Source organism: Massilia sp. NP310 (genome assembly GCF_019443485.1).
Taxonomy (GTDB): Bacteria; Pseudomonadota; Gammaproteobacteria; order Burkholderiales; family Burkholderiaceae_D; genus Telluria; species Telluria timonae.
On sequence record NZ_CP080379.1, the window covers coordinates 3463362 to 3487972 of the forward strand.

At 63.7% G+C, this 24611-nt stretch carries 22 protein-coding genes; 9 read left to right on the forward strand and 13 right to left on the reverse strand.

Annotation, left to right across the window (positions count from 1 at the left end):
* Positions 1-51: 51 nt before the first annotated feature.
* The 4 genes from KY496_RS15195 to KY496_RS15210 form a co-directional block, all read right to left on the reverse strand.
* Positions 52-1425 (reverse strand): alkaline phosphatase, encoded by a 1374-nt coding sequence (locus KY496_RS15195; RefSeq protein WP_219861363.1) that lies wholly within the window; start codon positions 1423-1425, stop codon positions 52-54.
* Positions 1426-1444: 19 nt separating this feature from the next.
* Complete coding sequence (locus KY496_RS15200; RefSeq protein ID WP_071361363.1) at positions 1445-2893, reverse strand: alkaline phosphatase; 1449 nt, start codon at positions 2891-2893, stop codon at positions 1445-1447.
* Positions 2894-2985: 92 nt separating this feature from the next.
* A complete protein-coding gene (locus KY496_RS15205; RefSeq protein WP_005665235.1) occupies positions 2986-3612 on the reverse strand; it encodes a lytic transglycosylase domain-containing protein in 627 nt (208 codons plus the stop codon).
* Positions 3612-5333, reverse strand: coding sequence for a proline--tRNA ligase (locus KY496_RS15210; RefSeq protein ID WP_071361362.1), 1722 nt, complete (start codon positions 5331-5333; stop codon positions 3612-3614). The genes KY496_RS15205 and KY496_RS15210 overlap by 1 nt, the downstream gene beginning before the upstream one ends.
* A gap of 206 nt (positions 5334-5539) precedes the next feature.
* Between KY496_RS15210 and KY496_RS15215 the strand changes: the two genes are divergently transcribed.
* The 3 genes from KY496_RS15215 (at position 5540) to KY496_RS15225 (ending at position 8282) form a co-directional block, all read left to right on the forward strand.
* Positions 5540-6172: an RNA pyrophosphohydrolase gene (locus tag KY496_RS15215; protein ID WP_005665232.1), complete on the forward strand. Its 633-nt coding sequence runs from the start codon at positions 5540-5542 to the stop codon at positions 6170-6172.
* 117 nt (positions 6173-6289) lie between these two features.
* Entirely contained in the window at positions 6290-7795 is a 1506-nt protein-coding gene (locus KY496_RS15220; RefSeq protein ID WP_177185515.1) for a retroviral-like aspartic protease family protein, read from the forward strand.
* Between the two features lie 58 nt (positions 7796-7853).
* Complete coding sequence (locus KY496_RS15225; RefSeq protein WP_005665227.1) at positions 7854-8282, forward strand: DUF1841 family protein; 429 nt, start codon at positions 7854-7856, stop codon at positions 8280-8282.
* A 13-nt stretch (positions 8283-8295) separates the two neighbouring features.
* Here KY496_RS15225 and KY496_RS15230 read toward each other — a convergent pair whose 3' ends face one another.
* The 3 genes from KY496_RS15230 to KY496_RS15240 form a co-directional block, all read right to left on the reverse strand.
* Positions 8296-9816 (reverse strand): SulP family inorganic anion transporter, encoded by a 1521-nt coding sequence (locus KY496_RS15230; RefSeq protein ID WP_219861365.1) that lies wholly within the window; start codon positions 9814-9816, stop codon positions 8296-8298.
* Between the two features lie 96 nt (positions 9817-9912).
* Positions 9913-10251: a cytochrome c gene (locus tag KY496_RS15235; RefSeq protein ID WP_219861367.1), complete on the reverse strand. Its 339-nt coding sequence runs from the start codon at positions 10249-10251 to the stop codon at positions 9913-9915.
* 8 nt (positions 10252-10259) lie between these two features.
* The gene (locus KY496_RS15240) at positions 10260-10616 is read right to left on the reverse strand and encodes a cytochrome c (RefSeq protein WP_005665222.1); all 357 of its coding nucleotides are present in this window, start codon (positions 10614-10616) and stop codon (positions 10260-10262) included.
* A gap of 187 nt (positions 10617-10803) precedes the next feature.
* On the opposite strand from KY496_RS15240, the gene KY496_RS15245 reads away from it, so the two are divergent.
* The 4 genes from KY496_RS15245 (at position 10804) to KY496_RS15260 (ending at position 15382) form a co-directional block, all read left to right on the forward strand.
* Positions 10804-11649, forward strand: a complete 846-nt coding sequence (locus KY496_RS15245; protein ID WP_219861369.1) for a MoxR family ATPase — start codon at positions 10804-10806, stop codon at positions 11647-11649.
* A 34-nt stretch (positions 11650-11683) separates the two neighbouring features.
* Complete coding sequence (locus KY496_RS15250; protein ID WP_219861371.1) at positions 11684-12853, forward strand: VWA domain-containing protein; 1170 nt, start codon at positions 11684-11686, stop codon at positions 12851-12853.
* Positions 12854-13074: 221 nt separating this feature from the next.
* The gene (locus KY496_RS15255; RefSeq protein ID WP_005665216.1) at positions 13075-14265 is read left to right on the forward strand and encodes a cation:proton antiporter; all 1191 of its coding nucleotides are present in this window, start codon (positions 13075-13077) and stop codon (positions 14263-14265) included.
* Positions 14255-15382: a YbdK family carboxylate-amine ligase gene (locus tag KY496_RS15260; RefSeq protein ID WP_005665214.1), complete on the forward strand. Its 1128-nt coding sequence runs from the start codon at positions 14255-14257 to the stop codon at positions 15380-15382. Before KY496_RS15255 ends, KY496_RS15260 begins: the two co-directional genes overlap by 11 nt.
* A gap of 9 nt (positions 15383-15391) precedes the next feature.
* On the opposite strand, the gene KY496_RS15265 is transcribed toward KY496_RS15260, so the two are convergent.
* The 3 genes from KY496_RS15265 to KY496_RS15275 form a co-directional block, all read right to left on the reverse strand.
* Positions 15392-15730, reverse strand: a complete 339-nt coding sequence (locus KY496_RS15265) for a hypothetical protein (RefSeq protein WP_005665211.1) — start codon at positions 15728-15730, stop codon at positions 15392-15394.
* Positions 15731-15924: 194 nt separating this feature from the next.
* Positions 15925-16923, reverse strand: coding sequence for a gamma-glutamyl-gamma-aminobutyrate hydrolase family protein (locus KY496_RS15270; RefSeq protein ID WP_005665209.1), 999 nt, complete (start codon positions 16921-16923; stop codon positions 15925-15927).
* Between the two features lie 66 nt (positions 16924-16989).
* Positions 16990-17826 carry a two-component system response regulator gene (locus KY496_RS15275; RefSeq protein ID WP_184236832.1) on the reverse strand — a complete coding sequence of 279 codons (837 nt, stop codon included), beginning with the start codon at positions 17824-17826 and terminating at the stop codon, positions 16990-16992.
* Positions 17827-17998: 172 nt separating this feature from the next.
* On the opposite strand from KY496_RS15275, the gene KY496_RS15280 reads away from it, so the two are divergent.
* Both KY496_RS15280 and parC read left to right on the forward strand, forming a co-directional pair.
* Complete coding sequence (locus KY496_RS15280) at positions 17999-19996, forward strand: DNA topoisomerase IV subunit B (RefSeq protein ID WP_005665205.1); 1998 nt, start codon at positions 17999-18001, stop codon at positions 19994-19996.
* A 33-nt stretch (positions 19997-20029) separates the two neighbouring features.
* Positions 20030-22357 (forward strand): DNA topoisomerase IV subunit A, encoded by a 2328-nt coding sequence (gene parC, locus KY496_RS15285; RefSeq protein WP_219861373.1) that lies wholly within the window; start codon positions 20030-20032, stop codon positions 22355-22357.
* A 76-nt stretch (positions 22358-22433) separates the two neighbouring features.
* Here parC and KY496_RS15290 read toward each other — a convergent pair whose 3' ends face one another.
* From KY496_RS15290 to KY496_RS15300, 3 genes are all read right to left on the reverse strand, one after another.
* The gene (locus KY496_RS15290) at positions 22434-23252 is read right to left on the reverse strand and encodes a hypothetical protein (RefSeq protein WP_219861375.1); all 819 of its coding nucleotides are present in this window, start codon (positions 23250-23252) and stop codon (positions 22434-22436) included.
* Positions 23249-23752: a hypothetical protein gene (locus tag KY496_RS15295; RefSeq protein WP_219861377.1), complete on the reverse strand. Its 504-nt coding sequence runs from the start codon at positions 23750-23752 to the stop codon at positions 23249-23251. Before KY496_RS15295 ends, KY496_RS15290 begins: the two co-directional genes overlap by 4 nt.
* A 135-nt stretch (positions 23753-23887) precedes the next feature.
* Positions 23888-24610 carry a hypothetical protein gene (locus KY496_RS15300; protein ID WP_219861379.1) on the reverse strand — a complete coding sequence of 241 codons (723 nt, stop codon included), beginning with the start codon at positions 24608-24610 and terminating at the stop codon, positions 23888-23890.
* Between the last annotated feature and the right edge of the window lies 1 nt (position 24611).

Here is a 24611-nt window from a genome sequence, read left to right on the forward strand (position 1 = left end):
TGGCAACCGGTTAATAACCTTTCGGATCGGCGCTGCGCCGATCCGAATCCATTACAAGCCCGCTGCGGCTTTCATCAGGTGAAACACCTGGGTATTCTCGATCGTGCCCTTGAACGGCGCCGATCCGGCCCCGGTCGCATACAGTTTGACGTCGCCGCCGCCATGGGTTTCCGACGATTTGTGCACGCCGGTTTCCTGATGGTAATCGTCGCTCTGCGCCACCACGCTGTCGACGTCGGCGCGCACGTCCGGGCGGTTCGGGCCGTTGCCGAACACCAGGGTGGTGAAAGTCTTACCGTCCGCATCCTTCTTCGGCTCGCCCGACGCATAGTCGCGCACGATGTCGGTGATCGGATTGCCGCGCTTCGGATAGCCGTTGATCTGCATCGTGTGGTCATGGTCGGCGGTCAGCACGATCAGCGTATTCTGCAGGCCCGGATCGATGGCGCGCATGCGCTCGATCGCCAGCTGCAGGGCATCGTCGAAGGCCACCGTCTCTTCCAGCGCATGCTTGGCGCGGGTGTCGTGCAGGGCGTGGTCGATCTTGCCGCCTTCGACCATCAGGAAGAAACCGTTCGGATTCTTCGACAGCAGGTCGATCGCCTTCCCGGTCATCTCGGCCAGGGTCGGCTGCTCCGGGCGGCGCTGGTACGAGTAGTCGAGATGGCTGGTGGCGCTAAAGATGCCTACGAACTTGCGGCCCGGCTGCGCCGACATCATGCCGGCGCGGGTGCCTGCCACGTAGTAGCCGGCGCCGGCGAATTCGGCCATCAGGTCGCGCCCGTCGGGCCGGCCCTTGGGATTGGCGGCGGCGTCACGCGGCGTGAAGTGGTTGCGCCCTCCTCCCATCAGCACATCCACGCCGTCGCCCAGCGCCTTGTTGTAGCCGGCGCCGCCAGGCACGATCTGCTGCGCGATGGCATAGACAGAGTCGCGGCTGCAGCTGTGCGCGAAGGTCGATGCGGGCGTGGCGTGGGTCAGTTCGGTGGTGGTGACGGCGCCGGTCGCCTTGCCCCGGGCCTTGGCCAGTTCCAGGATCGTCACGGCCGGCGTGCCGTTGTTGGCGCCGCACTGGTCGATGCCGTCCTTGCTCGGATCGATCGGACGCGCGCCAGCCTGCGAGATGACGTCGTTGTTCATCTTCACGCCGGTCATGTAGGCGCCCATCGACGGCGCGCTGTCGGTGGTCTGGTAGTCGGCCGAATACGTCTTGATGCGCGCGGTGCGCTCCATCAGGCGCTCGAAGTGCAGCAGGCTGTCCTCGCCGCCGCGATAAATGCGGGCGGCGGTGATCGTCGTCGGGCCCATGCCGTCGCCCAGGAAGAAGATGATGTTCTTGGCCTTTTGCTGGGCCGCGGCCGGGGTGGAGAATGCAGCGCAGCAGCAGGCGGCGAGCAGCAGCGGAGTAAAACGTGTGAAAGTCATGGTGGCTCCTGGTCGCGGCTTACAGGCCGGCGGCGGTCTTGATCAGGTTGAACACGCGGGTGTTGTCGATGGTCCCGCGGAACAGTTCGGCGTTGGCGCCGGTCGCGCCCAGGTAGACGTCGCTGCCGCCATGGGTCTCGGCGCCCGTGCGGGTGCGCACCACCGCTTCCTGGTGGTAGTCGTCGCGCGTCACGACCTCGTCGGTCAGGTGCGCCGTGCGGTCGCCCGCGTGGCGCTGCTCGCCGGTGCCGAAGCCGATGATGGTATATGGCTGGCCCTTGCCGTCCAGGGCCGGCTTGCCGTCGGCGTTGCGCACCAGGCCGATCACGCCGGGGTTGGTCGGCGTGGTCTTGCCGGTGCGGGCCGCGTAGCCGTTCAGGATCAGGGTGTGGTCATGGTCGGCGGTGGCGACGATCAGGGTATGCTTCAGGCCCGGATCGAGCGCTTCCATGCGGTCGATCGCCGCCTGCAGCGCCGCGTTATACGTCACCGTCTCTTGCAGGGCGCGCTTGCCCAGGGTCGCGTGCAGCGCGTGGTCGATCAGGCCGCCCTCGATCATCAGGAAAAAGCCATTCTTGTTCGAAGCCAGCAGGTCGATCGCCTTGGTCGCCATCGCCGGCAGGGCCGGCTGGCGCGCCGGGTCGCGGGTGGCGTCGAAGTTCATGTGGTTCGGCGCGAACAGGCCGACCGCCGGCTGGCCCGGCTGCAAGGCATCGAATTGCGCGGTGTCGCTCACCACGCGAAAACCTTTGGAGCCCAGTTCGGCCAGCAGGTCGCGGTTATCAGCGCGCTTGCCGCCCTTGGCGAACGGCGTGAAGTGCTGGGCGCCGCCGCCGAACAGCACGTCCAGGCCGCGCGCGCCGAGCGCCGGGTTGTAGCCGGCGCCGCCCGGCACCAGGCTGGCGGCGATGTCGGTTTCCAGCTTGCGGTGGCAGGCGTGGGCATAGGTCGAGGCCGGGGTGGCGTCGGTGACGCTGGTATTGGTGACCACGCCGACCGCCATGCCGCGGCGCTTGGCCAGTTCCAGCAGCGTGACTGCGGCGGTGCCGTTCTCGCAGCGGCTGACCAGGGCGTTGCCGTTGGCATCCTTGCCCGGCGCGATCGCACGGGTGCCGAAGGACATCGAGACGACATTGTTATTCTGTTTCACGCCGGTCATGTAGGCCGCCATCGAGGCGGCGCTGTCGGTGACCTGGGCATCGTTCGAGAAGGTCTTCACGAAGGCCGACTCGGGCAGCTTGTCGATCGCCAGCTCGCCGTCTTCGCCGGCGGCGAAGATGCGCGCCGCGGTCAGGGTGTTGATGCCCATGCCGTCGCCGAGGAAGAAGATGACGTTCTTCGCGCGCTGGTCGACGGCGTTGACGCCCTGCGCGGTGGCGGCGGTGGATGGATTCGACGCGGGCGGCGTTGTCGCGCAGCCGGCGAGTGCCGCCAGCAGCGCGGCGGAGGCAAGAGTGGTCGGTCGCATGCAGTCCTCTGCTTGGGAAAGCGGAAAGTCTACACTGCTAACGTGACACGTTGGTGAACTGAAATGTTGGGGTTTTGTACAGCATGCCCGGTCTAGATACCGTGCTTGAATTCCCACTTCTTCCACGCCGCCAGCACCGCGTTCGGGTATTGCGGCTTGCCCCGGCTGCCGTTGTAGCGGCCCAGCGCCAGGTACAGGTTGCCGGCTTCCATGTCGATATACATGCGCAGGATGGCGCAGCCATAGCGCAGATTGGTCTGCATGTGGAACAGGCGGCGGCGGTCGCCGTCGCCGATCACCTTGGTCCAGAACGGCATCACCTGCATATAGCCGCGCGCGCCGGCAATCGAGATCGCGTACTTGCGATAGGCCGATTCGACCTGGATCAGGCCCAGCACCAGCCCCGGATCGAGGCCGGCGCGGGTCGATTCATACCAGACCGTTTCGAGGAATTCGGTGCGGGTCTGGACGTCGGGCAGGCGCTTGGCGAGCCGGCCCGACATCTCCTGGAACCAGGCTTGGTAGCGCACCCGCGCCGCCTCGGTGCGGAAAGTCGGCCGCGGCGGGCGCGCGTCGGCGATGGCATTGGCCAGGGCCAGGCGCACCGAATCCGACAGCGCTTCTTCCTTCTGGTTGCCGGCGAACGCCTCTCCTCCACCCAGGCCGAAGGCGCATGCGAGCACGGCGCCTCCGATCCAGGAGGCGAGGCGCAGACGCATCACTTGCCCAGCTTGCCCTTGATGAAGGCGACCATGTCGGCCACCGGCACGCTGCTCGCCGCTTCGTCGCGGCGGCCCTGGTATTCCAGGTTGCCTTCCTTCAGGCCACGCTCGCCGATCACGACGCGGTGCGGCACGCCGATCAGCTCCCAGTCGGCGAACATCGCGCCCGGACGCAGGCCGCGGTCGTCGACGATGACGTCGATGCCGGCTGCCTGCATGTCGGCGTACAGCTTCTCGGTGGCTTCCTTGACCATCTCGCTGCGGTCCAGGCCCATCGGGCACAGCACCAGCTCGAACGGCGCGATGGCGTCAGGCCACACGATGCCCTTGTCGTCGAAGTTCTGCTCGATCGCCGCGCCCAGGATGCGGGTCACGCCGATGCCGTAGCAGCCCATCTGCAGCGGCGCGGGACGGCCACCTTCGTCGAGGAAGGTCGCGCCCATCGCTTCCGAATAGGCGGTGCCGAGCTGGAACACGTGGCCCACTTCGATGCCGCGCTCGATCGCCAGCACGCCCTTGCCGTCCGGCGAAGCGTCGCCCTCGACCACGTTGCGCAGGTCGGCCACGACCGGCTCTGGCAGATCCCGGCCCCAGTTGGCGCCCGTGTAGTGGAAGTCGGCCTCGTTGGCGCCGCACACGAAGTCGGCCATGTTGGCGACCGTGCGGTCGGCCACGACGTTGACCGGCAGCTTGGTGTTGATCGGACCCAGGTAGCCCGGCACGGTGCCGAACACCTCGAGAATCTCGGCCTCGGTGGAGAAGCGGAAGTCCTTCAGGCCGGCGACCTTGGAGACCTTGATCTCGTTGAGCTCATGGTCGCCGCGCAGCAGCAGCACCCAGAAGCTCTTCTTGCCTTCTTCGCTCTCGACGGTCAGGGCGATGGTCTTGACGGTCTGCGACAGCGGCAGATTCAAGAGCTCGGCCACGCTCTCGCACTTGGTCTTGCCCGGGGTCGGGGTCTTGGCCAGCGCCTGGGTCGCCGCGCCGCGGGTGCCGCTGGCCACCGCTTCGGCCGCTTCCATATTGGCCGCGTAGTCCGAGTCGGGGCAGTACACCAGCGCGTCTTCGCCGGTGCTGGCGATGACGTGGAATTCATGCGAACCGGTGCCGCCGATGGCGCCGTTGTCGGCCGCCACCGCGCGGAACTTCAGGCCGAAGCGGTTGAAGATCTTGGTGTAGGCGTCGAACATGGTCTGGTAGGACTTCTGCATGCCTTCCAGGTCGCGGTCGAAGGAGTAGGCGTCCTTCATCGTGAATTCGCGGCCGCGCATCAGGCCGAAGCGCGGACGGCGCTCGTCGCGGAACTTGGTCTGGATGTGGTAGAAGTTGATCGGCAGCTGGCGGTACGATTTCAGTTCGCTGCGCACGACGTCGGTGACCACTTCCTCGGAGGTCGGCTGGATCGCGAAATCGCGGCCGTGACGGTCCTTGACGCGCATCAGCTCGTCGCCCATCTTGTCCCAGCGGCCCGTCTCTTGCCACAGTTCGGCCGGCTGCACCAGCGGCATCAGCAGTTCGATCGCGCCCGCGCGGTTCATTTCTTCACGGACGATCGCCTCGACCTTGCGGATGACGCGCAACCCGACCGGCATATAGGTATAGATGCCGGAACCCAGGCGCTTGATCATCCCGGCGCGCATCATCAGCTTGTGGCTGACGATCTCGGCATCGGAAGGCGCTTCTTTAAGAGTTGAAATAAAAAATCGTGAGGCGCGCATATCAGTGAATTCTTTTTAAAAAGAGAGGGTTATAATCGACCTAATTTTAAAGGATTAGCCGGCTGATGCGTCCAATCTTTCTACAAACAGGGTCCGGAACCAGCAGCATGTGCCGTACAAACGGCGCCGACACCCCGCGGGCGTACAGAATTTGTAGGTAAAAACATAAGGGACGATCCGCCGGCAGAAAGTATCGAGGTGCACTTATGCTCGACCGTGAAGGGTTTCGGCCCAACGTCGGCATCATCCTGCTGAACGCTAACAACGAGGTCTGGTGGGGCAAGCGGGTGCGCGAGCACTCATGGCAATTTCCGCAAGGGGGTATCAAGTACGGGGAAACGCCAGAACAGGCAATGTACCGCGAGCTTGAGGAAGAAATCGGCCTGCGCCAGGAGCACGTCAAGATCATGGGGCGAACCCGCGACTGGCTGCGCTACGAGGTGCCCGACCACTTCATCAAGCGCGAGATCCGCGGCCATTACCGCGGCCAGAAGCAGATCTGGTTCCTGTTGCGCATGATTGCGCGCGACAACGAAGTCAACCTGCGCCTGACCGACCACCCGGAATTCGATGCCTGGCGCTGGCATGATTACTGGGTGCCGCTGGATGTCGTGATCGAGTTCAAGCGCGACGTCTACCAGCGCGCCCTGCAGGAACTGTCGCGCTTCGTCACCTGGCCGGCCAGGGGCCAGCAAGGCGAGCGGCGCCACAGCGCGCGCTACCTGCGCCAGCCGCATGGCAGGTCGCAAGGGGCCAAGCCGGCCCAAGACATGGTCGCGGTGGCGGGCGGCGCCAGTCCGGCGGGACCGGAATCGCTGGTGCTCTCGCCGAACAAGTAATTTTTGTCTTTACGGAAACGGTGGCCCGCGCCGCCGTTTCCGCCAGACTTCCCTCCCGCGCACTATTTCATGCGCAGAGCATTGCTTCGAAAGCAACTAGTGCCAGTAGAATGGGGCATGACTTCTATTGCCTCGATGCTCAGCGTTTTTCTCGCTCCCCTTCTCTTTTTCCTCCCCCTGCTTGCCGCGGCGCAAACGTCGTGCCAGTTCCTGCAGGTAGCGCAGGTGCCGCTGCACTACGCCGGCTCGGGCCTGGGACTGACGATGACCGGCGAGATCAATGACAAGCGCGCCACGCTGCTGCCCGACACCGGCGCCGGGGTCACTTACCTGACCCGCACCGGGGTCGAACGCCATGGCCTGACCCAGCGGCCCACCGGCCGCTACGTCCAGGGCGTGGCCGGCAAGTCGCGGCTGTACGAAGCCAGGGTGGCGCAGTTCACCGTCGGGCCGGTGCGCGCGCGCGACCTGTACCTGTCGGTCGTCGGCGAAACCTCGTTTACGCCGCGGTTCGACGCCATCGTCGGCGCCGCCTTCCTGCTGCAGAGCGACCTCGAATTCTCGCTGGCGACCAAGGAACTGCGCTTCTTCCGTCCGCAACGCTGCGGCAGCACCTGGCTGGCCTACTGGGACAAGAACGCGAGCGTGATCCCTTTCCGCCAGCACGAAGAACTGACGGCGAACCCGCAGTTCTTCGTCCACATCAACGGCGCGCGCCTGACCGCCATGATCGACAGCGGCGCATCGATCACGACCATCACCAGGCGCGCGGCGCATCGGGCCGGCATCGACCTCGATGGCCCGCGCGCGCAGCGCGTGGCCAATGCCCACGGCGTCGGCAAACAGTCGGTGGGCGCCTGGATCGCCAGGGCAGACACTTTCAAGATCGGCGACGCCACCGTTCACGATCCCGAGTTCGACGTGATCGACAGCCAGCTGAGCGTCGACGTGCTGCTGGGCGTCGACTTCCTGCGCACGCACCGCGTGCTGTTCGCCATGAGCCAGGGCAAGCTGTACGTGTCCTACCTCGGCGGCCAGCCGTTCGATTCGCGGCGCGAGGTCAGGCCCTGGATGCGCCAGGAAGCCGAAGCCGGCAATGCCGACGCCTGGTACACGATGGCCGGCATGGCGGTTTCCGAGCGCGCCATGAACAAGGATCCGGCGGCCGCGAAAGCTTATCTGGAGCGGGCGGCGGCGCTGGGCCAGCGCGAGGCGAGCCTGTCGCTGGGCGTACGGATGCTGGTGCAGGGCAAGCCGGAGCAGGCGGCCACGCTCCTGCGTGCCAGCCTGGGCGAAGGGCACACCGGCCGCAATGGCGCCCTGTGGCTCTACCTGGCCCAACTGCGCGCCGGCGACCCGCAAGCCCGCGCCGAACTGGAAGCGCGTTTCAAGGAACACAGCGACTGGCCACGTCCGGTGGTCGATTACTTCCTGGACAAGATCGACGGTGGCAAGCTGCTGGCTGCGTCCGATACGCCGGCGCGCGCCTGCTTTGCCGCCAACCTGGTCCTGCTGCACGAGGAAACACTGGGCAAGCCGGCCAGCGTCGCCCTGCCCAACGATTGCAAGGCGATACGCGAACAGTACCAGAGCGCGGGCGCGGGCACGGACATGGCGCTGTGACGGCGGGCCGGCATCGCGCTACAATGCCGGCTCCCTCCCCTTCCTGCCGCATTCCGCCATGTTCACTCCGTCCTCGCACGACGTGCGCCGCTTTTTCTGCGAAGCCTATCGCAAGCACCGCAACGGCGAAATCCTGACCCCGATGGACGCGATCGCGGCCGACTGGATCGTCCAGCATCCCGAATACCACGAGCAGTTCGAGGACGTCGAGGCGGCGATCGCGGCCGACTATTCGGTCGAGGGCGGCAAGGCGAATCCCTTCCTGCACCTGTCGATGCACCTGTCGATCGCCGAGCAGATCTCGATCGACCAGCCGCGCGGCATCCGCGCCGCCCACGACGCCCTGGTGGCGCGGCGCGGCGAGCACGACGCCCATCACGAGATCATGGAGTGCCTGGGCGAGATGATCTGGGCGTCGCAACGCAACGGCGTGCCGCCGGATACCGAGGCCTATATCGAATGCGTGCGCCGGCGCGCATTCGCCTGACCCGGCGCGACATTCAAGCCAGCTTGTCGTCCGCGACCCGGTAGCGCGGGTCTTCCAGCAGATTCACCTCGACCATCCCCTGCGCCTTGTCCAGCAGCTCGCGGCAGTCCGGGCTCAGGTGGCGCAGGTGCAGGCGCTTGCCCAGCAGGCGATAGCGCTCGGCCAGCGCGTCGATCGCCTGGATCGCCGAATGGTCGACCACCCGCGCACGCAGGAAGTCGATGATCACGTCCTGCGGATCGTCCTTTGGCGCGAACAGCGACTGGAACGGCGTCACCGAGGCGAAGAACAGCGTGCCTTCCAGCGCATAGATTTTCCAGCCCTGCTCGTCGTGCGAAACGGCGGCCCGTACCTGCTTGGCGTGCTGCCAGGCGAACACCAGCGCCGACACGATCACGCCGGCGATCACCGCCAGCGCCAGGTCGAACACCAGGGTGATGCCGGCCACCAGCACGATCACGAACAGGTCGGCGCGCGGCACTTTTCCAACCAGGCGGAACGTGCCCCACTCGAAGGTCTTTTCGCACACCACGAACATCACGCCGACCAGGGCCGCCAGCGGGATCGCCTCGATCCAGCCGGACCCGAACAGGATGAAGGCGAGCAGGAACAGCGCGGCCGCGATGCCCGACAGGCGCCCGGTGGCGCCGCTGTTCACGTTGATCATGCTCTGGCCGATCAGCGCGCAGCCGCCCATGCCGCCGAACAGGCCGGCCGCGACGTTGGCGGCGCCCAGCGCCAGCGATTCGCGGTTCGGCTGGCCGCGGGTGTCGGTGATCTCGTCGATCAGGGTGAGCGTCAGCAGCGACTCGATCAGGCCGACGCAGGCCATCACTAGCGCATAAGGAAAGACGATGCGTAGCGTCTCCAGGTTCCACGGCACGTCGGGCAGCGCGAAGCCCGGCAGGCCGCCGGCGATCGAACCGAGGTCGCCCACGGTCTTGGTCTCGATGCCGAGCAGCGCGCAGCCGACGCTTGCGACCAGGATGCCGACCAGCGTCGACGGCACCGCTTTGGTCAGGCGCGGGGTCAGGTAGATCACCGCCATCGTGACGACGATGATGCCGGCCATGACCACCAGCTCGGGACCGGCCATCCACTGCGACGCGCCATCCGGCCCCGGCTCCTTGAAGTGGTTGAACTGGGCCAGGAAGATCACCAGCGCCAGGCCGTTGACGAAGCCGAGCATCACCGGATGCGGCACCATGCGGATGAACTTGCCCAGGCGCGCGGCGGCGAACAGCAGTTGCAGCACGCCCATCAGCACCACGGCGGCCAGCAGGTATTGCGCGCCATGCTGCACCACCAGCGCCACCATCACCACCGCCAGCGAACCGGCGGCGGCCGAGATCATGCCGGGCCGGCCGCCAAAAGCGGAGGTGACGAAGGCGACGATCACCGCCGCGTACAGGCCGGTGAGCGGGGACAGGTGGGCGACCAGGGCGAAGGCGATCGCCTCGGGCACCAGCGCCAGCGCGACGGTCAGGCCGGCCAGCAGGTTGATCTTCAGGTAAGCGGGGGTAAGGGACGGCACGGCGGCTCCAGCGGCAAAATGACAATCCCCTCGCTGCACTGCAGCAGAGGGGATGGCATGTTACCAGTTGGCGCCCGCGGGCGTGTGGCGGCCCTGCTACTTCTTGACCACCAGCTGCGACGGCAGGCTGGCGAGATAGGCGCCGAGGTCGTCCATGTCCTGGTTCGACAGCGGCTGCGCGATGCCGGCCATGATCGGATTGACGCGGCCATTGGCGCCGGCCCCGCGCTTGTAGGCGCGCAGCGCATGCGTGAGATAGTCGGCATGCTGGCCGGCCAGCTTCGGATAGGTCGGGTCGATCGGCTTGTTGTAGTCGGCGCCGTGGCAGGACGCGCAGTTGTATTTCTGGGCCAGGGCTTCGCCGCGCTTGACGTCGTTGGCGGATGCGCCGAAAGACACAGCGCCGAGGACCAGCAGGAGCATCGTTTTCTTCATGGCGGTCCTCATCGCTTGGCGGTCGTCTGGGTCGACGTTTGCTGGGAATAATAGGCCGCCACGTCGGCGATGTCCTGGTCGCTCATCGAGCGCGCGATGCCGGTCATGGAAGGATGCTTGCGGTCGCCCTTGCGATAGGCCTTGAGTGCGGATTCGATGTACCTGGCCGACTGGCCGCCGATCATCGGCACGCGGTACACCTCGGGGAATGCCGTCTTGTAGCCGCCGGGGATGGCGTGGCAGCCGATGCACATCTCGATCTTGGCGGTGGCCGCCTGGGGATTACCAACCACTTCCGCAGCAAGGGCGCTGCCGGCGGCGCCGGCAAGGAGCGCCAGCGCCAGTGGTACCAGAGTTTTTTTCATGGGCGTCTCGTTAGTTATATTTCGAAAACCGCAACCGCACAAAAACTTAGCAAAGGCTTACCAACGGGCCGATTCTATCTGAAGACTTGACACCAGTCTACAAACCGGCGTCCGCCGCAGGACAGGCTGCCGGCGCGAAGTTTGGCATATACTCGGCCCATCTTCTTCGATTTCCCTGTCACCCGCCATGCATGCTTCTTCCCGCTTCGAAGGCAGCGACAACTACGTCGCTACTCCCGACCTGAAACTGGCCGTCAACGCCGCGCTCACGCTGGGCCGCCCGCTCCTGATCAAGGGCGAGCCGGGCACCGGCAAGACCATGCTGGCCGAAGAGGTAGCAAGCGCGCTGAACATGCCGCTGCTGCAGTGGCACGTGAAGTCGACCACCAAGGCCCAGCAGGGCCTGTACGAATACGACGCCGTCTCGCGCCTGCGCGATTCGCAACTGGGCGACGAGCGCGTGCGCGACATCCAGAACTACATCGTCAAGGGCGTGCTGTGGCAGGCGTTCACGTCGCCCGAGCCGGTCGTGCTGCTGATCGACGAAGTCGACAAGGCCGATATCGAGTTCCCGAACGACCTGCTGCGCGAACTCGACCGCATGGAGTTCTACGTCTACGAGACGCGCGAGATGGTGGTGGCCCGGCACCGCCCGCTGGTGATCATCACGTCCAATAATGAAAAAGAACTGCCCGACGCCTTCCTGCGCCGCTGCTTCTTCCATTACATCCAGTTCCCGGACCGCGAGACGATGGCCGACATCGTGGGCGTGCACTTCCCGACGCTCAGGCAAGACCTGCTGGCCGCCGCGCTGCAAAGCTTTTATGCGCTGCGCGACGTCCCCGGCATCAAGAAGAAGCCGTCGACCTCGGAATTCCTCGACTGGCTCAAGCTGCTGTTGGCGGAAGACGTGCCGGCCGAAGCGCTGCGCGCCGAGAATGCAACGCCGCCGCTGCACGGCGCCCTGCTCAAGAACGAACAGGACATCGCCCTGTTCGACCGCCTGATGGCGATGGCGAAGAACCGGCGATGATCGCCGTCTCGCCCATCGCCCCCAAGGTCAAGCGATGCTGATCGACTTCTTCCGCGCCCTGCGCGAGGCCAAGGTCCCGGTCTCGATCCGCGAATTCCTGACCCTGCTCGAAGCCCTGCAGCGCCAGGTGATCCTGCCCTCGCTCGACGAGTTCTATTACCTCGCGCGCCTGACGCTGGTGAAGGACGAAGCGCACTTCGACAAGTTCGATCGCGTGTTCGGCGCCTGGTTCAGGGGCGTGGATGCGGTGTTCGACGAGAAGGCAGAGATTCCGCTGGAGTGGCTGATCAAGCGCTTCGAGCGCGAACTGACGCCGGAACAGAAGGCGCAGCTGGAAAAATTCGGCTACGACAAATTGCAGCAGCGCCTGCAAGAACTGCTGAAAGAGCAGAAGGAACGCCATGCCGGCGGCAGCAAGTGGATCGGCACCGGCGGCACCTCGCCCTTCGGGCACGGCGGCACCAATCCGGAGGGCATCCGCATTGGCGGCACGGGCCGCAACCGCAGCGCGGTCAAGGTATGGGAGCAGCGCACCTTCCGCGACTACGACGACGAGCGCGAACTGGGCACGCGCAACCTGAAAGTCGCGCTGCGCCGCCTGCGCCGCTTCGCGCGCCAGGGCGCGGCGGACGAACTGGCGCTGGACGACACCATCCGCGCCACCGCCAGCAATGCCGGCTGGCTCGACATCCGCATGCGGCCCGAGCGCAAGAACCGGATCAAGGTGGTGATGCTGCTCGACGTGGGCGGCTCGATGGACGACCACATCGAGCGCACCGAAGAACTGTTCTCGGCCGCCAGCAGCGAGTTCAAGAACATGGAATTCTACTACTTCCACAACTGCGTCTACGACTACCTGTGGAAGAACAACCGTCGTCGCCACAGCGAGCGTTTCGACACCTGGGACGTGCTGCGCAAGTATCCGCCCGACACCCGCCTGATCTTCGTCGGCGACGCCACCATGAGCCCGTACGAGGTGATGGCGCCGGGCGGCTCGGTCGAGTACAACAACGAAGAGCCGGGCGCGGCCTGGCTGGCGCGCTTCGTGTCGACCTTTCCCAAGTTCGCCTGGCTCAATCCGGAGCCGGAACACCTGTGGCAGTATCGGCAGTCGATCGCGCTGATCCGCCAGATCATGAACAACCGCATGTTCCCGATCACGCTGGACGGCCTGGAACGGGCAATGCGCCTGCTCAGTAAGTAATTCCCCTAGACAAATAATGTCTTTACGCACTGTGTTAGTGCGGACACGGACGGCCTTGCTGGAATCGCTATGATCGAGCCACTCGCCCGCCGCTCGCCGTGTCTCAACACAAGGCGCGTGGACGGGCGAGCCAGGACAATCATGCGTGTCTCGTCCGCTTGTAGAATCCGCGAACGCCGGCGGCAAGCGCGCACCACATAAAAGACTAGAGGGGAAAACGAATGCCAGACCTGCTGTCCTTGTTGACGAGTCTCGCGTGGCCGCTGGCGATCGCGCTCGCCTGGCTGGCCGGCGAATTTGGGCAGCGCTGGACCGGCCTGCCGCGCATCAGCTTCTATGGCCTGGTCGGCTTCGCCCTCGGCAGCACCCAGATCGGCGCCCTGCCCGCCCCCGACATGGGGCCGGTCTCGCTGCTGGCCAACGTCGCCTTCGGCCTGATCCTGTTCGAACTGGGCAACCGCATCAACCTGCGCTGGCTGGTCAACAATCCCTGGATCGGCGTGGCCGGCCTGGTCGAGGCGGCGCTGACCTTCATCCTCGTCTATGTCGTCGCCAGCGCCTTCGGCGTCGGTCGCCTGACCGCCCTGCTGATGGCGGCGCTGTCGATGGCGACCTCGCCCGCCACCGTGGTGCGGGTGGTCAACGAACAGAAAAGCTCGGGCCAGATGACGGAGCGGGTGCTGCACCTGTCGGCCCTGAACTGCGTGCTGTCGGTGTTCGCCTTCAACGCCATCATCGGCATCTGGCTGTTCCGCACCTATGACGCCGTCGGCGAAGCGCTGTGGCAAAGCCTGGTGATGCTGGCCGGCTCGATCCTGATCGGCGCCATCTTCGGCGTGGTGGTGCCGGCCCTGCTGCGCGCGATCGGCAATCCGCAGCAAGACACCACCGTCGCCTTCGCCCTCGCGATCATCCTGCTGGTGGCCGTGTGCGACAGCGCCGGCCTGACGCCGGTGGTGGCGGCGCTGGCCTTCGGCCTGACGGTGCGCTACCGGCGCGTCGCCTTTACCCAGACCCAGCGCAACTTCGGCGCGCTGGGCGAGGTGCTGACCGTGCTGCTGTTCGTGTATGCCGCCTCGACCCTCGACTGGCGCCTGGTCGCCGCCGGCGCGCTGCTCGCCATCAGCGTGGTGGTGGCGCGCATGTTCGCCAAGGTGGCCGGGGTGACGGCGTTCGCCCACCTGTCGGGCGTCACCTGGCGCAAGGGAGCGCTCACCGGCCTCGGGCTGGCGCCGCTGGCCGTGTTCGTGATCCTGCTGCTCGAGCACGCGCGCTATGCCGGCCTGAAAGTGGTCGAAGAACTGTATGCGATGGCCGCCGTGACGATGCTGCTCGAAGTCTTCGGCCCGATCATCATCCAGCGCGCGCTGATCTGGGCGCGCGAAGCACCGGAGTCGACCCATGTCGCTTGAAGCCTTCAACCCTTCCCAGCCGCTGACCTTCGGGGTCGAGCTGGAGCTGCAACTGGTCAGCCTGTCGGATTTCAACCTGACCGCGGCCAGCCCCGACCTGATGCACTTATTGAAGCGCAAGCCCTTCCCGGGCAATGTCACGCCCGAGATCACCGAGAGCATGATCGAGATTAACTCGAGCGTGCACACGGCCTACGCGCCGCTGCTGGCGGAACTCACCGAGATCCGCGACACCCTGGTGGCGGCCAGCGACGTGCTCAATATCGGCATCGCCGGCGGCGGCACGCATCCGTTCCAGCACTGGTCCGACCAGCGCATCTCGGCCAAGCCGCGCTACGAATACCTGTCGCAGCTGTACGGCTACCTGGCCAAGCAGTTCACGGTGTTCGGCCAGCACGTGCACATCGGCTGCGCCAACGGCGACGACGCGCTGTATCTGCTGCATGCATTGAACCGCTACCTGCCGCACTTCATCGCGCTGTCGGCATCGTCGCCCTATGTGCAGGGCCACGACAGCCTGTTCGAATCGGCGCGCCTGAATTCCGTGTTCGCCTTCCCGATGAGCGGCCGCGCGCCGTTCACGCTCAGCTGGCAGGAGTTCACCGACGTCTACTTCGCCAAGATGGAACGCACCAACATCATCAAGAGCATGAAGGACTTTTATTGGGACCTGCGGCCCAAGCCGGAGTACGGCACCATCGAGCTGCGCGTATGCGACACGCCGCTCACGGTGGAGCGGGCGGCGGCGCTGGCCGGCTACCTGCAGGCGCTGTGCCGGCATCTGCTGGAGAGGAAGGAAGAAGCTCCTGTAGAGGATGACTATTTAGTTTATAACTACAACCGCTTCCAGGCCTGCCGCTTCGGCCTGGACGGCAGCATCACGCATCCGAAGACCTACGACAACGTGCCGATGCGCGAAGACATCCTGGCGACGCTCGAAACCATGCTGCCGCATGCCGAGGCGCTGGGCAGCGTGGATGCCTTGAAGCACCTGGCGGCGGCGGTGCACGACGGCAGCGACGCGACCATCCTGCGCCGCCACGTGGAGCGCGAAGGCAGCGTCGAGGGCATGGTCAATGCGGCGATCCAGCATTTCCGCGGCGGCCGCGCGAGCTAGCGCGCGGCGTCAACCGGCCAGCGGCGCAGCCTTGCTGGTCCAGCCGCCTTTCATGAAGCGCGCCAGCAAGGGCTGGCGCACCGGCGCCGGCGGCGGCAGCTTGGCATCGACCACCACCGCCCACTGGTCGGCCAGCTGTTCGCAGGTGGCGCGCAGCACCGGATCGATGTTCGGCAGGCGCGACAGCGCGCACAGGTGACGCTCGATCACCGACGCCAGCTTGACGCACGGCTGCTCGCCATCGCCACGGGTCGTGTAGTTGGACATCAGGTGCAAGAGCGAAGCGACCAGCAATGCGTCCTGGCTGCGCGGTTCCGACGGCGTCGTGCGGGGGGTGGAAATGGTCATGCAAGCGTCTCCCAAAAAAGCGGTTGCGGTCGGCAACGATCGGACGTGAAGAGTCGAGATTCGCACAAGATGCGAATGATTCTCATTTCATTATTCACGCCTCGCGCGGCGAAAGCAAGCGTTTTCGGCAATCGAATCGCAGTCCGGATGAGGTCTGGTGACAGTTAATTCTGTAGAGCAATTAAAGCGGGAAATTACAGCCGGGTTTCACGCGCCGCGCGCAGGAATTCGTCGAGCACCGGGGTGCAGTCGAGCAGGTCGACGCCGCCGGCGCGGTGGAACTCGGGGTGCCACTGCAGGCCCATGACGAAGTTGGCGCGCTGATAGCGGATCGCCTCGATTACGCCGTCCGGCTCGGACATGGCCTCGATGCGGATGTCGCGCCCGAGATCCTTGACCGCCTGGTGGTGAATCGAGTTCACCATCGCCCGCTCGACCTTGGGGAACATGCGGCCCAGCGACGAGCCCTTGGGGAAGACGATGGCGTGGCGGTGCGCGTCGTAGATGTCATGCACGTGAGCCAGGGCTTCGGGCATGTCGGTGGCGACGTCCTGGTGCAGGGTGCCGCCGAAGGCGACGTTGATCAGCTGGCAACCACGGCACACGCCCAGCACCGGTTTGCCGGCGTCGACGAATTCGTGCAGCAGTTCGAGTTCGTAGACGTCGCGCGCGCGGTCGCCGCTCCATTCGGGACGGGTGGGGGTTTCGGAATAGGTTTGCGGCGCCACGTCGGCCCCGCCCTGCAGCACCAGGCCGTCGAGGTGGCGCGCATAGTGGCGCAGGGTGATGTTACTGGGGTGCAGCAGGCCGTTGGTATTCACGGTGGGGATCATGAACACCAGCACATCGCGCGACATCACCCATTGGGCGATCGATTCCTCGAGATACTGCAGGTTCTTGCTGAGCAGCCCCTTGGCGCCGGCGGCCGGATGAAAGATGCGGGCCGAGACGCCGATGTGCAGCGTGCGCTGCATGAAATCGCGGTTGAAGCGTTCGCGCAGCGAGCGAAAACGCGAGGTGATGACCCGGCCGGCCAGGGCGACGGCATTGTCGCCATCGCGCAGGTAGCGCGCGGGCCCGCGCGACTGGCCGCCGCTGGCGCGCCGTTCGGGCACGCGCACGCGGGTCTCGCGGCGCTCGTCCACGTCCGCGGCGGAATCATCGTTGCGCTTGATTTGATCGTCTTCAGCCATGGCTATTAATATAACTTCGCCACCGCTGCGCACAATATAAACTTGTTACAAAACGTCGCGTTCCGCCTACACCGGAAGGTCGAGCAGCTTCTGGAAGGTCAGCATCCAGTGGCGGCCGGCGACCGGCGTCGTGAGCAGGCCGCGCGCCCCGGCGCGGCGCGCACGCACGCTGTCGTAGTGAAACGATTGCTCGACCAGGAACACCACCGGCGTGCGCTGCGCGCCGTCCTGCGACTTGATCGAGCTGCACACCTCATACGGTTCGATGCCAGCCGCCGCCGTATTGATCAGCACCAGCGCTACCGGCGTTTCGTCGCACAGGCGCACCGCCGCGCACACGCTGTCGGTCCATTCCACCGGCACCCGGCGCGGGCCGAGCACGCGCGCCACCTGGTTTCGCAGCTTGCATTCCTTGTCCACGATCAGAACGGCCCCATCTACGGGACCACGGCGCAGGCGCGTGTAGAATGCCGGCGTTTCGCAGTCCGGCGCCAGGCGCGGACGGCGGCGGCGCTCGGCCAGCACGCGCCGGACCGTGCGGGTGCTCTGCTGCACCAGCACCTGGACCCGGGTATCGAGCAGTTCGGCCAGGGCTTCATGCAGCTGCACGGGGTCGACCGGCCGCGCCAGGGTGCGCCAGGGTCCGGCGCCGGGGTTGCCGGCGTTGCCGATGACGAGCGCCGGCTGCAGCGATCCCGGCGGCAGGCAACCGAGCCGGGTCAGCGCGGTCGGGCTGTCGCCGTTGGCGATATACAGGTCCGGCTCTTGCAAACTGTCGTCGTGCAGGCAAGAATACGACGGCCCCACGCCCGGTGCCCGCGCCAGCAGGGCTTCGAGCCGCGCGCTTTCGCCAGGTGTGAACCCGATCAGACGTACGGAAAACGGATAGCTGGACAAGTGCATCGGTAACGCCCCTCCCTGGCATTGCCGTGGTTATCCGGCTTAATCTAGCACAAACGTGCAAAGCGAAAAGCACGTCACAGCGCAAACTACTGTATATTTAAACAGTAAAAAAGCCTAACCTTTTCCTCCCGACAAGTTAGAATGCCGGAGCATTCGACAAACAATCTTCAAGATGGCCTCCAAGAAACCCGCTCCAGACTATAGCGAATCATCCATCCGCGTCCTCAAGGGACTCGAACCTGTCAAACAGCGCCCGGGCATGTACACCCGGACGGAGAACCCGCTCCACATCATCCAGGAAGTGATCGACAACGCCTCCGACGAAGCGCTGGGCGGTCACTGCAAGAACATCGGCGTGACCCTGAACCCGGACGGTTCGATCACGGTCGAGGACGACGGCCGCGGCATCCCGGTCGGTATCCACCCGGAAGAAGGCGTGTCCACGGTCGAGATCGTGTTCACCCGCCTGCACGCCGGCGGCAAGTTCGACAAGGGTTCGGGCGGCGCCTACGCCTTCTCGGGCGGCCTGCACGGGGTCGGCGTCTCGGTCACCAATGCGCTGTCGAAGCGCCTCGAGATCGAGGTGTGGCGCAAGGACGACCAGGGCAACGGCCAGCACAAGCTGGTGTTCGCCGACGGCGAAGTGATCGAGCCGCTCACGTCCAGCCCTGCCGAGCGTGGCGGCAAGAAGAACGGCACCCGCGTCACCGCCTGGCCGGACGGCAAGTATTTCGATTCCCCGAACATCCCGCTGGGCGACCTGCAGCGCCTGCTGCGCTCGAAGGCGGTGCTGCTGCCGGGCGTGACGGTCACGCTCACCAACGCCAAGACCGGCGACGTCCAGACCTGGCGCTACGACGAAGGCCTGCGCGGCTACCTGAACGAGGCGCTGGCCCAGAGCTCGAACGGCGAGACCCTGATCCCGCTGTTCGAAGGCGCGCAGTTTGCCGCCGCGGGCGACGACAGCTTTGCCGAAGGCGAAGGCGCCGACTGGGTCGTGGCCTGGACCGAAGAAGGCGGCGTGGTGCGCGAGTCCTACGTCAACCTGATCCCGACCGTGAGCGGCGGCACCCACGAAGCCGGCCTGCGCGACGGCCTGTTCGGCGCGGTGAAGAACTTCGTCGAGCTGCACGGCCTGCTGCCGAAGGGCGTCAAGCTGCTGCCCGAAGACGTGTTCGCGCGCGTCTCGTTCGTGCTGTCGGCCAAGGTGCTGGACCCGCAATTCCAGGGCCAGACCAAGGAACGCCTGAATTCGCGCGACGCGCTCAAGCTGGTGTCGACGTTTACGAAGCCGCCGCTCGAGCTGTGGCTGAACCAGCACGTCGAATACGGCAAGAAGCTGGCCGAACTGGTCATCAAGCAGGCCCAGTCGCGCCTGCGTTCGCTGCAAAAAGTCGAGAAGAAGAAATCGTCCGGCGTGGCGGTGTTGCCGGGCAAGCTGACCGATTGCGAATCGACCGACATCACGCGCAACGAGCTGTTCCTGGTCGAGGGCGACTCGGCCGGCGGCTCGGCCAAGATGGGCCGCGACAAGGAATTCCAGGCCATCCTGCCGCTGCGCGGCAAGGTGCTCAACTCGTGGGAGACCGACCGCGACCGCCTGTTCGCCAACAACGAGATCCACGATATCTCGGTGGCGATCGGCGTCGATCCGCATGGACCGAACGATTCGCCCGACCTCTCCAGCCTGCGCTACGGGAAGATCTGCATCCTGTCCGATGCGGACGTCGACGGTTCGCACATCCAGGTGCTGCTGCTGACGCTGTTCTTCAAGCACTTCCCGGCCCTGTTCCGCAACGGGAACATCTGCATCGCGCGTCCGCCGCTGTACCGCGTCGACGTGCCGGCGCGCGGCAAAAAGCCGATCCAGAAGCTGTACGCGCTGGACGACGGCGAGCTGCTGGCGATCGAGGACAAGCTCAAGAAAGAGGGCCTGAAGGAAGGCGTGTGGAGCATCTCGCGCTTCAAGGGCCTGGGCGAGATGAACGCCGAGCAGCTGTGGGAAACCACCATGAACCCGGACACGCGCCGCCTGCTGCCGGTCTCGTTCGGCCAGTACGACGTGGCCGAGTCGGCATCGCGCTTCAATATGCTGATGGGCAAAGGCGAAGCCGCGGCGCGCCGCGCGTGGATCGAGGAACACGGGAACGAGACCGAGGCGGATATCTAATCCGCGCTACTCGCGAGCAACCGAACAGACATCATGACGAATCAAGCAAGCCTTTTTGAGCAACAACACGAGCCCTCGGACGTCGAGACGCTCACCCTGTCCACCTTCGCCGAGCGCGCCTACCTCGACTATGCCGTCTCGGTGGTCAAGGGCCGCGCGCTGCCGGACGTGTCGGACGGCCAGAAGCCGGTCCAGCGCCGCATCCTGTACGCGATGAACGAACTGGGCCTGGGCCCGACCGCCAAGCCGCGCAAGTCGGCTGCCGTCGTCGGCGACGTGCTGGGTAAACTGCACCCGCACGGCGACCAGTCGGTGTACGACGCGCTGGTGCGCATGGCGCAGGACTTTTCGCTGCGCTACCCGCTGATCGACGGCCAGGGCAACTTCGGCTCGCGCGACGGCGACGGCGCCGCGGCGATGCGATATACCGAAGCCCGCCTGACCCCGATCTCGCGCCTGCTGATGGACGAGATCGACATGGGCACGGTCGACTCGCAACCCAACTACGACGGTTCGACCACCGAACCACGCACGCTGCCGGCGCGCCTGCCGATGGTGCTGCTCAACGGCGCCTCGGGCATCGCGGTCGGCCTGGCCACCGAGATCCCGTCGCACAATCTGCGCGAGGTGGCGGCGGCGGCGGTGGCGATGATCCGCAACCCCAAGATCACCCACGCCGAGCTGATGACCCACATCCCCGGTCCGGACTTCCCGGGCGGCGGCCAGATCATCACCCCCGCCTCGCAGATCGCCGACATGTACGCGGTCGGCCGCGGCTCGATGAAGGTGCGCGCGCGCTGGAAGATCGAAGAGCTGGCGCGCGGCCAGTGGCAGGCGGTGGTCCATGAACTGCCGCCGGGCTGCTCGTCGCAGCGCGTGCTGGAAGAAATCGAAGAGCTGACCAATCCGAAGGTCAAGGCCGGCAAGAAGGCACTGCTGCCGGAACAGCTGGCGCTGAAGAACACGATTCTGGGCGCGCTCGACGCGGTGCGCGACGAATCGGGCCGCGACGCCCCGGTGCGCCTGGTGTTCGAGCCGAAGTCGAAGAACGTCGACCAGGGCGAGTTCATGCTAATGCTGCTCGCGCACACCTCGCTCGAAAGCTCGGCGCCGATCAACCTGGTGATGATCGGCGGCGACGGCCGTCCGCGCCAGAAGGGTCTCACGGCGATCCTGCAGGAATGGATCGACTATCGCTTCGTGACGGTCCGCCGCCGCACTGAGTTCAAGCTGGGCAAGGTCAACGACCGCATCCACATCCTGGAAGGCCGCGAGACGGTCCTGCTGAACATCGACAAGGTGATCGCCATCATCCGCAATTCGGATGAGCCGAAGGCGGCGCTGATCGAGGAGTTCCGCCTGAGCGAACGCCAGGCCGAGGACATCCTCGAGATCCGCCTGCGCCAGCTGGCGCGCCTGGAAGCGATCAAGATCCAGCAGGAGCTGGCCGAACTGCGCAACGAGAAGGAGAAGCTCGAGGACATCCTCGAGAATCCATCGTCGATGAAGCGCCTGATCATCCGCGAGATCGAAGCCGACGCCAAGCTGTACGGCGACGACCGCCGCACCATCATCGAGGAAGCGCAACGCGCGGTGGCCGAGCAGAAGGTCATCGACGAGCCGGTGACCGTGATCGTGTCGGAAAAAGGCTGGGTGCGCGCGCGCACCGGCATCGGCCACGATCCGGCGCAGTTCACCTTCAAGGCCGGCGACTCGCTGTATAAAGCCTTCGAGTGCCGCACGATCGATCATCTGCTGGGCATCGGCGACAACGGCAAGGTGTATTCGGTGCCGGTGAATGCGCTGCCTGGTTCGCGTGGCGACGGCGTGCCGATCACGACGCTGGTCGATCTGTCGGGCGGCGTGCGGATCCTGCACTACTTCGCGGGCAATCCAGAGACGCGCCTGTTGATCTCGACCTCGGATGCGTTTGGTTTCATTACCAAGGCTGGCGATATGGTCAGCCGCCTGAAGGGGGGCAAGTCGTTCATTACCCTGAACGACGGCGCGGCGCCGTTGCCGCCGCGGGTCGTCACCGACAACGCCGGCGCGGTTGCCTGCCTGTCGGAGAAGGGCCGCGTGCTGGTGTTCGGCATCGACGAGATGAAGGTGCTGACAAATGGCGGTCGGGGTGTGATCCTGATGGAGCTGGAGCCGAAAGAGAAGATGCTGGCGGCGCAGCCGATCACGCAGAAGGGTGTGAACGTGATTGGCACCTGGTCGGGTGACAAGGCACGGACGGTCGAACTGTTCGCGTCGGGGCTGGAGCCGCACTTTGGCAAGCGGGCGCGCAAGGGCAAGGCGTTGTCGGCGAGGTTGAAGGCGCAGGATTTGGCAATGCGGGCCAGCGAAGGAGGTTAAGGTCGCAATCAACCGCTGTGACTTGAAAGAGAACGCCGACTTGCAGTCGGCGTTTTTTTTTGGATTCCATATCTCCTCATTTTCTCAGATTCGCTCCTTTCCATTTCCTCGTAGTCCCGCTAAGATTATCTGGCAATGTATTCATATCTACGTACACTCGCTTTCCAGTACGAGAGCGTATTTTCATGGGGTAATGGTAGAAAACCAATAGGGCCTTGGCAGCGATTCCGAAACACATCAGGCTGATCGGGAGTCCCGCTATCGCCATAAATATGTGAACGAATGACAAGCCGACCACCTCCCTGACAAATTCAATGGCGAGGCACGAGCTTAACGCAATCACCATTGGCACTGCAAAAAATAAATCCGACGGAATTTGCCTGAAGTTGAAAACCTTTTCAATCAAATACCGATCCACCTCCTGCAAATAATATACTGCATCTTCGTCCTCGACATACAGCATCGAAAACAATTCGTTCGAATCAGCTATACCTCTATAAAATACAAAAAATCGACGGCACCAAACAACATGCATTGAGAGATACAAAAAAAATATCAAAAATCGAAAAACCCACCACAAGTCACCATAAAAAACAAGAAGCAAAAATGGCACAATGCAAATCATTGAGAGTGTTCCAAGAAAAATAAAAGACACCCCAAAGAATTTTGCCTGCCAATCCCACTTAAAAATCCATGGCACGAGAAAGCCAAGACAAGCAGCAGAAAACACCACTAATCCGGCAATCTGAAATGGATTCGCCCATAAAGGACCTGGCAGGGTCTGTCCAGCCAATGCCAGGCTAAACAATCCCGAAAACAGAGGGAATATGGATGTCCAGACTGTGGTGCGTGAAGGGCTGAGCAATGCTAGATTGATCTCATCAAGATTTCTCAAAATACCTCCACCCTATAATCTGACTTGAATTTCCAGACAAGATAGTTCCAATGGCTTATCACCTTTTCGCCCGCCGCCCTTAACACGGGAGCAACTATTTCCGCAATACTGTTTGCATCACCTTTATTTGAAATTCCTTTTGCTAGCAGCTTATCGGACAAATCAATGCCATAACCAATACCGAAGCCGACGACGAGCGTTGCGCCACCAATGACCAGGACCGAAAGGCCGGCTTTAAGAACCACTAAAACAAAGACAACGATAGCACCAACAATCAATGACGTGATAAATGCTGTAAGCATCACTTTGAGCAGATTTGTCAGTAATGCTGCAGCAAGATCAAAGCCATCCTTTCGAAGATCTTCCTTCCATTCAGCAACTGAGATAGCTGAACCAAATATAAGGGCAACCAATGCGTTTCCCTTTAGGGTGCCCATGATCGACGTTCCCGCCGCAACAAACTGAGTCGATAGTTTTCCTGCACCACCAAATATATTCAAGATTCTTTCATGTCCAGGACCGAACCCACCGGGTCCAAATACTGAATTATATTTACTATAACCAGAAAAATAAAAACGAATTTTCCCGCGAATATGGTGTGCCTTGACGGAAACGAGTCGAAGCCCATCGTGAGTTCATTTATCAATACTCGCTCGAAGCCAATCCCAATTATCTCCAATATAGGCCGCAGTCCCTGCCGCCTGCCCCCACAACCAGTTTCTATTTGCGATATTAAATAAATCTATTTCAACCAAGCCGGTGCTACCGCCTCCTTTTCCGAAATAGTCCAATATCTCTGCCGGAATATCGTTAACTGCTTTATCCAGCACACAAATGGTCGCAATGTCCTCGTGGACGGGTGCAGAGGCAGCATGTGGGACAGCGGGCGTCGAGCTTTGCGCATTATTTCCTGATGAAAGCGATACTGCTCCCTGTGAATCAAACGCCACAATGATGGGAGCTGGCTTAGTATTCGGCGACTTGTCATATTGATGATTATCTAGCCTATTTGGCTCTAACCTCATCAATACCTGACCTCTACATTTCAAAAGCAATGCCCCACTGAATTCACGCGCAACCCACACGTGCATTCTCTCACCATCTTTAAAGGCGACAGAATCCCGGGACTTGACGGATATGAGTTTTTTATCCCGAGGATTATAGAAATCTGAATGCGTGGCCTCGATTGTATAAATATTCCCATCAGCCAGCTTTAGATCGAAAATCACATCGCGATGTTTTCGTAAGATAACTCTGATATTATCAGCGGAGCGCCAGCATTGCACGGACTCTCCAGGCAAATCAATACACAATTCCTGCACGCTCGATTTTTTGGATTGGGCAGAATTTTCAGACATG

What these genes read in the sequence shown, in the direction of transcription:
- KY496_RS15235 (WP_219861367.1), bottom strand. Translation starts at nt 10,251, where the DNA reads ATGAAGAAAACGATGCTCCTGCTGGTCCTCGGCGCTGTGTCTTTCGGC.
- KY496_RS15260 (WP_005665214.1), top strand. Translation starts at nt 14,255, where the DNA reads ATGTCGCTTGAAGCCTTCAACCCTTCCCAGCCGCTGACCTTCGGGGTC.
- KY496_RS15215 (WP_005665232.1), top strand. Translation starts at nt 5,540, where the DNA reads ATGCTCGACCGTGAAGGGTTTCGGCCCAACGTCGGCATCATCCTGCTG.
- KY496_RS15245 (WP_219861369.1), top strand. Translation starts at nt 10,804, where the DNA reads ATGCATGCTTCTTCCCGCTTCGAAGGCAGCGACAACTACGTCGCTACT.
- parC (WP_219861373.1), top strand. Translation starts at nt 20,030, where the DNA reads ATGACGAATCAAGCAAGCCTTTTTGAGCAACAACACGAGCCCTCGGAC.
- KY496_RS15275 (WP_184236832.1), bottom strand. Translation starts at nt 17,826, where the DNA reads ATGCACTTGTCCAGCTATCCGTTTTCCGTACGTCTGATCGGGTTCACA.
- KY496_RS15250 (WP_219861371.1), top strand. Translation starts at nt 11,684, where the DNA reads ATGCTGATCGACTTCTTCCGCGCCCTGCGCGAGGCCAAGGTCCCGGTC.
- KY496_RS15270 (WP_005665209.1), bottom strand. Translation starts at nt 16,923, where the DNA reads ATGGCTGAAGACGATCAAATCAAGCGCAACGATGATTCCGCCGCGGAC.
- KY496_RS15210 (WP_071361362.1), bottom strand. Translation starts at nt 5,333, where the DNA reads ATGCGCGCCTCACGATTTTTTATTTCAACTCTTAAAGAAGCGCCTTCC.
- KY496_RS15225 (WP_005665227.1), top strand. Translation starts at nt 7,854, where the DNA reads ATGTTCACTCCGTCCTCGCACGACGTGCGCCGCTTTTTCTGCGAAGCC.
- KY496_RS15300 (WP_219861379.1), bottom strand. Translation starts at nt 24,610, where the DNA reads ATGTCTGAAAATTCTGCCCAATCCAAAAAATCGAGCGTGCAGGAATTG.
- KY496_RS15205 (WP_005665235.1), bottom strand. Translation starts at nt 3,612, where the DNA reads ATGCGTCTGCGCCTCGCCTCCTGGATCGGAGGCGCCGTGCTCGCATGC.
- KY496_RS15220 (WP_177185515.1), top strand. Translation starts at nt 6,290, where the DNA reads ATGACTTCTATTGCCTCGATGCTCAGCGTTTTTCTCGCTCCCCTTCTC.
- KY496_RS15195 (WP_219861363.1), bottom strand. Translation starts at nt 1,425, where the DNA reads ATGACTTTCACACGTTTTACTCCGCTGCTGCTCGCCGCCTGCTGCTGC.
- KY496_RS15255 (WP_005665216.1), top strand. Translation starts at nt 13,075, where the DNA reads ATGCCAGACCTGCTGTCCTTGTTGACGAGTCTCGCGTGGCCGCTGGCG.
- KY496_RS15200 (WP_071361363.1), bottom strand. Translation starts at nt 2,893, where the DNA reads ATGCGACCGACCACTCTTGCCTCCGCCGCGCTGCTGGCGGCACTCGCC.
- KY496_RS15265 (WP_005665211.1), bottom strand. Translation starts at nt 15,730, where the DNA reads ATGACCATTTCCACCCCCCGCACGACGCCGTCGGAACCGCGCAGCCAG.
- KY496_RS15280 (WP_005665205.1), top strand. Translation starts at nt 17,999, where the DNA reads ATGGCCTCCAAGAAACCCGCTCCAGACTATAGCGAATCATCCATCCGC.
- KY496_RS15240 (WP_005665222.1), bottom strand. Translation starts at nt 10,616, where the DNA reads ATGAAAAAAACTCTGGTACCACTGGCGCTGGCGCTCCTTGCCGGCGCC.